Raw genomic sequence first — 8,071 nt, 5'->3', positions numbered from 1 at the left:
AAAAAAGGGAACAAGGTCGTTATATGCCTCGTCCGCCTTTTTTTAAAATTAACCTAAAATACCACTTACATATATTAACATTAATGTATTTATTAAACTAACGTGCAATCGTTATGGGTCTGTCCCCCCATTTTTTTACTTCTCCTTGTTTGTCAGTTCCCGGATTTCTTCAAGTACCGGCATCGCTTCCTTCTCCTCATCAGTGACCCTATCCCAATGAATTCCGGACGGCTTCCGGTCTCCAGCTCCAGTTTCTATCACTTCTTCCTCAGTGACGATGTAATCAAGGGTCAAATCGAAATCATCCGTGTGAAAGTCCTCGCTGACCACTTGGACAGGATGAACCGTTCCCACCACAGGCATAGGCGGGTTACCCAGTTCCCTTAAGATGGCATATTCTCTGTCCGCATATCCTTCACCTTTGCCGATACGCCTGCCATCTCTGTGAACCGCTACGGACCCCGCAAAAAGCAAGTCCACTTTCGGTAAGTCTTTTAACGGAACAACACTTCCATAATTATGAATATTTTTTAAGCTCGCAGCTGTTTTTTCTTCACCGGCAGGGACATTTTCAGGATCAACTAATATAAACCCGTCTTTTAGCCTGGGCGTAGGCACGAGCAGTATTTTGCCATCTTTAAGCACCTGTGTGCGCACTGGAAGCTGGGGAGAGTCAGGATTAACTTTCACCACTTCTGCTTTTTTGTAGATATTCAGCTTAAACACACGGGATGCTGCTTTTTCGGCCCCTTTAAAATTAGGAATTCTCCCTTTTAAAGGAAAGGGGAACCGGCCCACTTTTTCCTTTGTCATTTTATCCCAGATCTGTTCTCTTAAAGTATGCTTATCCATTGCCATATCAGTTATCACCTCTTTTAAATATATTACCATTATTTTGCAAGGTTCGATGTCCCTAATAAACGTTCCTTCGGTAAAAAACTGCCCCGGCGGGAACCGGAGCAGAGAACAGGATTAAAAAATCATATGTGCAATTAATACAATAATCGGTAAGGCAATAATAGTTCGCTCCAGGAAAATAATAAATAAGTCTTTAAAACCTACCGGGATTTTGGACCCTAACAGGACACCGCCCACTTCAGATAAGAAAATAAGCTGTGAAACTGACAGGCAGGCAATAATAAACCTGGTCATTTCGCTTTCTATTCCTGCAGCAAAGATGGCTGGAAGAAACATGTCAGCAAACCCGACAATAATTGTTTCAGAAGCAGCCGCCGCTTCAGGGACCTGCATCAGTTCAAGGACAGGGACGAACGGCATGCCCAGCCATGTAAAAACAGGCGTATATTCTGCAAGAATAACAGCTGCGGTACCAAAAGCCATAACAACGGGGGCAACGCCGAGCCACATATCAAGGACGTTCTTTCCTCCGTCTTTAAAAAACTTGCCGGCACTTGTATTTTTATCAGCACGCTCTTTCGCTTTATCAAAACCGAATTTCACAGCTCCAAAAGATTTATTGGAGTAAGTATCAGGCAGCTCTTCGCTAAGCTGGTTTTCCTGCCCTCCCGCATATTCCTGAGGTTTACGTGAAAGTGGCGGGATCCGCGGCATGATTAATGCCGCGATAATACCGGTTAAAATGACTGTTCCGTAAAACGGAAGAAACATATGCACCAGTCCGACCTGGTCGATAACAACAAGTGAGAAAGTGATTGAGACAACCGAAAAAGTTGTACCAATAACAGCCGCTTCACGTTTTGAATAAAATCCTTCTTCATACTGCTTATTTGTCAAAATAACACCGATCGTCCCGTCACCGAGCCAGGATGTGAGTGAATCAATGGACGAGCGGCCCGGCAGTGTAAAAAGCGGGCGCATTAATTTTGCAAGAAGTGTTCCGAAAAACTCAAGAAGTCCAAAATTCAGAAGCAGTGGAAGAAACAAGCCGGCGAACAAAAAGATTGTGAATAGAAGCGGTAGCAGATCATATAACAGCAACCCGCCGGTATATTCGGAATACACAGCTTCAGGACCAAGCTGGAACAGAGTCATTATGGCAAAAATAACAGCTGCAAGCCTCACTATTAGCCACAACATCGACACATCAAAGAGGTTTTTGAAAAAAGGCTTTTCTTCGATTAGTTGAGGACGGGAGACTCGATGTATGAGCGACCCTAGAAAACTTATTATAATAATGACAGTCATAATTGCGGGAAGAACTTCTATAAGCATTCCTTCAAGCGCATTTGACAGCAGGGCCACAGGGATAGTGAAACCTTCTTCTATTGGCAGCGGGGTCATAAACAGCGCAATTCCGATTAAAGAAGGAATAATAAATTTCCAAACTGCTGAGGGCGAAGTATGGCCGGATATATTTTCATTAGACATTGTAGTCACCTCATAATAATAAATTAATAATTATTCAACAAAATTGATTTTAATTTATGAGTTTGCATAAATCAACCTTTTTTTAGAATATTTATTCTAAAAAAGTATATTCTTATTATAAATATCCTTTTCTATGCAGGTATAAACATACATTTCACTGCATGCAGGCGTTTGTTGAATGAAATTGAGAAGGTAAAGGGGGACGGGTAAAAAGGGTAGCAGGCAAATGCCCGAATGACCGAGGGAGGAGTATAAAATGTAAAAAGAGGAGGTAAAGCTTAGCATGAAATATAAAAGAAGGATCGGTCTTCCCTGATCACAGCTATATTTGTAAAAGTATAGAAATGGCTAAGATTTTAGCAGTGGCTTTGAGAGTAGCGGTGATTGCAATTCTGGCGAAGTAAATGCGTAAATGATGTTCGACCCATACCGTCTCACACGGTATAGGTTTTCTTTTTGGCATCAGATACGTATATCGTGCAGACACCAAAGCGCATACCGTCCTGTATGATATGCGCATGATGTAAAGCACGGCCTACTATACCGAATGCGTATAGCATGACGCATAATCTAGGCATTCAATGAAATACCACGGGGATACGTAGGACGTATCTTAATGTAAATTTGTATTAATAATTTGAATAAAAGGCGCATTTACTTTATTTAAAAATGGAAGTAAGCCCTAACATCAAAGAAAAAACCCCTCGTAGATTTTACGGATAAACGCATTATCCCAGTCGCAAATTGTTCGTTGTTCAAGGAAACTCATCTCCAATAATTTTTACTTTTTTTACAAGATATTTTTGTTATACTGTACATACCGCTAGATAGCAATAAATAGTTTTTGGCACGATCCGTGTTGTCAATCCACATCTCAGGAGGGCAGGTATGAAAAAATCGTTTCTATTTTGGACATTGCCAGGTTTGGCTTATTTCTTAGTTTTGATACTAATTGATATATTTCGTGATCAACCAATAGATTATATGGGTAATTTGATTCAAACAGTATTTATCGTCATTTTCTTTAGGCTTTGTTATTGGTTCGAAGGAGAGCTGAGAAAAAAGGATAAAGAGAGCGAATAAACTCATCCCCGAAAGTTCGAGTAGATACTCCAACTTTTCGGGGTATTTTTATGACCAAATCCAAGCGGGCATTACCAGCTTAACCAATGGGTGAGGACATTGAAAGAAAATAAAATATTCCAAAGTAAGTCACGTAAAGCAATCTGCTCAGACAGTGCTTCGATGGATATTTTTTTCAGTATTTTAAAGTAAGAAATGTATTATGGTGAAGAATTATTAAACTATGTTTTACACAGGAATTATTTACTATTTTATACAAAATTTTCTATAAAATATTGAATCTATGTAACTCACTAGTTAACATTGTAACCATATCAAAATTAGGAGGTATGCAGAATATGAACAACAAATTTTTAAAAATTTTAGCTGTAGGATTGGTGATGGTTTTTATCTTCAACACAATAGCTCCCCTGGGTGTTTCAGCAAAAGAACATTCGGATGCTAAAGAAGTAGCTGAACAATTAGAATTTATCTTTGAAGAAGCTGCTATTAAAGATGTTAATGGTAAAATAATAGGTTTAGATATTGATATGATAGAAGAAAAATATGGTACAAGCACGGAATTAGACCAACTTAAACAAGAAATGAATGCAATCGGTATGAATCAGGATAGACAGTTAATTGAACAATCTCAACAAGAAAACCTTATTATGCCAAATATGTTGATAATAGATTTTGATGAAGCGTGTATGAGAAGCGAATTCAATTCATTCATTGCTGACTATAGTATAAACTTTGCTTTTTCAACGTTTTATCAATATATGCTTGACAAAGAATATTACAAAGCTGCTAAAAGATTAATTAAAGCTGGTGTAAAAGGAAGCCCATGGGCTATTGCTGCATCACTAACTCAAATGGCTTGGAAATGTAGTTAATAACCCAATAAATACCTTTAATTACACATAAAAAAAGAAAAACTCAGTTCAATGGTGCATTATGGTGCTTTAATGTTAAATGTTAGTTTGTAATAAATGCCCTATAATAAATTCAGAGTGGCATGCAAAAAATACAAAACCACTAACACCGACCCATACCGTCTCACACGGTATGGGTTTTCTTTTTGATATCAGATACATATATCATTCAGAGACCAGAGCGCATACCCTGTCGGAACAGCTTCTCCCCCTCCAGAAATATAAGTATAATTATATGAGTGTTTATTTTATTCATTAAATCTAAGGAAAACACGTACAACCTCTTCTGGATTGTCCCTCATGCCCCCTCAGTACGTTTAGAAAATCTACGTAACCGAGCTAAGTTTTAATAGTTAGATTATTAATGAATGAGGGAGTGAAGACATGAAAAGATTTGTATTTGGTAGCTTTTTGTTTGGAGCTTTACTGTTATCCTCACAGAAGAAGCATCGACAGAGTATGGCGGTTGGAAAGAGGGAGAGGGACATTATATTAATGATGTTATAGAAGAGGATCCTGAAAATGATTTTGGTATTATGTCTTCAGCTAATCTTGGTCTGAATTTGACGCTCGGAAGGTCGGAGGTGACGTAGAAAGAAGGGTAATAGCTAGAACGCAATGGACGGGGCAATACCATTACTCGCAGGCGTGGTTCCAAAACCGATATGATGGGTCTCGGATTAGATCGAACAGATCGTGGGGATTACACGAAACCGTAGCTAGAAGCGGATGGTTATCGGACGGATTTGCAAATCGAGTAAACTATCAAGCTAGAACTTCATACGGAAGGTAGATTGATATAAAAAAGAGGAGAGAGTTCTCTCTTCTTTTTTATTTGGAAGGGGGATATTAATGAAATTTAAAATATCAACTATTATTTTAACTTTATTGTTAATGGTTGGGTGCAAATCAACTGATTTCAGTTATGAGGAAAATAACCTTTTTATATTGTATGATACTATGGATGAAAATGAATTTGACTTTGTTTCTGACATAGATAACCTTATTTCTATGAACCAGTTTGTTCATAGCTTAGAGGAGGATAATGAGATACTATATCATTATGCCCATGCACAACATCCTATAGGGATTGAAAAATCAGCAGACATCGATGGTAAGTTTGGATATTTGTATGAGGAAGGATTAAAATTGAATACATTTGATATTGAAGGGGATACATTTATCAATGTTAGCTCAATCCAAACAGATATAAAGGCGTTTAAATTAAACAGTCTAAGCTTTTACAAGGGTGAGGTATTTTACACGTCTGATTATCAGGTTGAAAATACAACCATCCCCGTTGTTTTAGGTTATAACTATAGTCCCTACATGGATATTGGAGTTAAATAAAGGTAAATTATCTCCTTGATTCATATACTGTAGAAGTCACTGGGATACTTAACCAGAGACAGAGCATGGTAACTTCCAATGAGCCGGAAGTCATTTTGGATAATTATATACTATTGCCAAAATTTAACTATTAGGATAAAGCTATTGAAGAAAATTTTGAACCGATTTATTACGACAATTTACCTTTGGTATCTAAATTTACAAGTCAAGCTCACGCACTTTTAATAACTAATAAATCTGAGGATGATCTACTAGAAAAACTAAGAGGGTTTGAAAAAAAGAGTGGTTTTAAATCTTATGAGATATACGATTTAACTCACATAGTCAATTGAATGCAAATACGATCTGAGGATTTTCTACTTATGCAATAATAGCAGTGTAGTAACAATATCTTAAAAAGTCATTGCGGGGTACATTATGTATAAAAATATGTTTAGAGGGATGGCAATAGGTGTTACAGAAGCAGTTCCGAGTGAGTGGGAGCACCGTGGCTATGATTTTAGGAATTTATGAACAGTTAATTTACTCTTTAAGTGTTTTAACTACAAAAAGAAGGTTAGAGGCGTTGCCGTTTTTAATGACATTTGGTTTTGGAATGGTTATAGGACTTTTAGGATCATTATTTTTTATTGATTATTTTTTAACTCATTACCGTACTCAAACTCTTACTTTTTTTATTGGGGTAATTATAGGCTTTCTCTCATACCTATACAGAGAAGCAATTGACCAATCAGGAATGACCCTTAAAATAAAACATATCTAACAACCCGCAACCCATACCGTCTCCGCGCAAATGCCCGAACAGGTAAAAAGATCCAGAGCTTCTACCAACGCCACCAAAAAAACCCGCGCGCTCTAATTACTCAAGCGGCGGGTCTGGTCAGACTTATTTTATATTTACACGGCCCATTCGCCTTTACGGAAGACAGGTTCAGTGGAGCCGTCAGCCAGTTCGCCATCAATATCCATATCACCGGAGCCGATCATAAAATCAACATGGGTGATACTTGTATTTAAACCGGCTTTTTTCAATTCGTCACTGGACATTTGTGCGCCGTCTTTTACACACGTAGAGTAGGCGCTTCCCAAAGCGATATGATTGGAGGCATTCTCATCGTACAGAGTGTTATAGAAAAGAATGCCGGACTGGGAGATTGGAGAACTGTGCGGCACAAGAGCGACTTCTCCAAGATGACGTGCCCCCTCATCCGTATCGAGCAGGTGTTTAAGTGTTTCTTCCCCTTGTTCAGCCGAGAAATCCACTACTTTACCATCCTTAAACGTGAGAGTGAAATTATCGATAACGTTGCCGCCGTAATTAAGCGGTTTTGTATTTGATACTGTTCCGTTGACGCCATCAGCTTTTGGCGCGGTAAACACTTCTTCAGTAGGCATGTTTGCAACAAAGTGAACGCCATCCTGGCTAGGACCGCCGCCGCCTATCCACACATGATTCTCAGGAAGTTCAATTGTTAAATCAGTGCCTGGTGCTTTATAATGCAGCTTTTTGTAATTTTTTCCGTTTAAAAATTTAGCTTTAGTTTGAAGAGTTTCATCATGAGCGCGCCATTCAGCCACCGGATCTTCTGTATTCACTCTCACAGACTCGAAAATGGCTTCCCAAAGCTTAGCTTCCTGCTCTTCTTCAGGGGAGTCAGGAAACACTTTAGCTGCCCATGCTTTTGAAGGAGTTGAAATAACGAGCCAGCTTACTTTATCCGATTGTATGTATGTTCTGAATTTGTCCATCGCCTGGCCCTGCGCTTTATTCTGTGCGGCGATTTTTTCACCATCCACCCCTTTTAGCAAGTCAGGATCGGTTGATTTAATGGTCATAAAGGCGGCGCCTTTTTCAGCCAAGTCTTCAAATCCTTTTGCTTTCCATTCAGGGAATTCTTTGAAGGATTCCATAGGAGCCATATCGTAGCGGATACGGGTAAGGTCTTCATCGTTCCACTCTACGTGAACATTTTTAGCCCCTGCCTCGTAAGCTTTTTTGGCTACTTGGCGGGTGAAATCTGCACTGCTTAAAGGAGCATTAATAACAAGAGTCTGGCCCTGTTGGATGTTTACACCCACTTTTACGGCTAGTTCAGCATATTGATCAAGCTTTTCTTCAAATGTTTTCATCGTTTATCTCCCTTCAATTTAAGATTTATGACTATTTTAACAGTTTTCTCCTCATATTGAAAATTCGAGTTCCTAAATAAGTTCTCTTTTCCAGCTTTCAGGTAAAAAAGGGTTAAAGCGCCTCGAAAACGGGAAATACACATATACTAACTTCTTATAAATCTCTAAAAAGGTGTAAATCGAGCTATTTAGTTGAGTCGGATAAGCAAATACTTATATAATATTATTTAAATATTATATGGATA

7 protein-coding genes are annotated in these 8,071 nt (G+C 38.5%); 4 read left to right on the top strand and 3 right to left on the bottom strand.

The genetic code is table 11. The features are described from left to right. Positions 1-135: 135 nt before the first annotated feature. Together K8O68_RS10000 and K8O68_RS09995 are read right to left on the bottom strand one after the other, a co-directional pair. On the bottom strand, positions 136-858 hold the full coding sequence (locus K8O68_RS10000) for a 5-formyltetrahydrofolate cyclo-ligase (protein ID WP_230896751.1): 723 nt from the start codon (positions 856-858) through the stop codon (positions 136-138). 114 nt (positions 859-972) lie between these two features. Next, positions 973-2,349 (bottom strand): YjiH family protein, encoded by a 1,377-nt coding sequence (locus tag K8O68_RS09995; protein WP_230896750.1) that lies wholly within the window; start codon positions 2,347-2,349, stop codon positions 973-975. Positions 2,350-3,237: 888 nt separating this feature from the next. Here K8O68_RS09995 and K8O68_RS09990 point away from each other — a divergent pair. The 4 genes from K8O68_RS09990 to K8O68_RS09975 all read left to right on the top strand — a co-directional run bounded on the left by K8O68_RS09990 (position 3,238) and on the right by K8O68_RS09975 (position 6,459). Then, a complete protein-coding gene (locus K8O68_RS09990; RefSeq protein ID WP_230896749.1) occupies positions 3,238-3,432 on the top strand; it encodes a hypothetical protein in 195 nt (64 codons plus the stop codon). A gap of 338 nt (positions 3,433-3,770) precedes the next feature. Next, positions 3,771-4,307, top strand: a complete 537-nt coding sequence (locus K8O68_RS09985) for a hypothetical protein (RefSeq protein ID WP_230896748.1) — start codon at positions 3,771-3,773, stop codon at positions 4,305-4,307. An 891-nt stretch (positions 4,308-5,198) separates the two neighbouring features. Next, entirely contained in the window at positions 5,199-5,696 is a 498-nt protein-coding gene (locus K8O68_RS09980; RefSeq protein ID WP_230896747.1) for a hypothetical protein, read from the top strand. A gap of 451 nt (positions 5,697-6,147) precedes the next feature. Further along, a complete protein-coding gene (locus K8O68_RS09975) occupies positions 6,148-6,459 on the top strand; it encodes an undecaprenyl phosphate translocase family protein (RefSeq protein WP_370640515.1) in 312 nt (103 codons plus the stop codon). Between the two features lie 134 nt (positions 6,460-6,593). Here the strand turns inward: K8O68_RS09975 and K8O68_RS09970 are convergent, their stop codons facing one another. Beyond that, positions 6,594-7,826 (bottom strand): aminopeptidase, encoded by a 1,233-nt coding sequence (locus K8O68_RS09970; RefSeq protein ID WP_230896745.1) that lies wholly within the window; start codon positions 7,824-7,826, stop codon positions 6,594-6,596. Positions 7,827-8,071: the final 245 nt, after the last annotated feature.

Source organism: Salipaludibacillus sp. CUR1, from assembly GCF_021028955.1.
Classification (GTDB): domain Bacteria; phylum Bacillota; class Bacilli; order Bacillales; family Salisediminibacteriaceae; genus Salipaludibacillus.
The sequence above is the reverse complement of the archived record's forward strand: the minus strand, read 5'-3'. Positions and strand labels throughout refer to the sequence as shown.

What these genes read in the sequence shown, in the direction of transcription:
- K8O68_RS09990 (WP_230896749.1), top strand. Translation starts at nt 3,238, where the DNA reads ATGAAAAAATCGTTTCTATTTTGGACATTGCCAGGTTTGGCTTATTTC.
- K8O68_RS09970 (WP_230896745.1), bottom strand. Translation starts at nt 7,826, where the DNA reads ATGAAAACATTTGAAGAAAAGCTTGATCAATATGCTGAACTAGCCGTA.
- K8O68_RS09980 (WP_230896747.1), top strand. Translation starts at nt 5,199, where the DNA reads ATGAAATTTAAAATATCAACTATTATTTTAACTTTATTGTTAATGGTT.
- K8O68_RS09995 (WP_230896750.1), bottom strand. Translation starts at nt 2,349, where the DNA reads ATGTCTAATGAAAATATATCCGGCCATACTTCGCCCTCAGCAGTTTGG.
- K8O68_RS09985 (WP_230896748.1), top strand. Translation starts at nt 3,771, where the DNA reads ATGAACAACAAATTTTTAAAAATTTTAGCTGTAGGATTGGTGATGGTT.
- K8O68_RS10000 (WP_230896751.1), bottom strand. Translation starts at nt 858, where the DNA reads ATGGCAATGGATAAGCATACTTTAAGAGAACAGATCTGGGATAAAATG.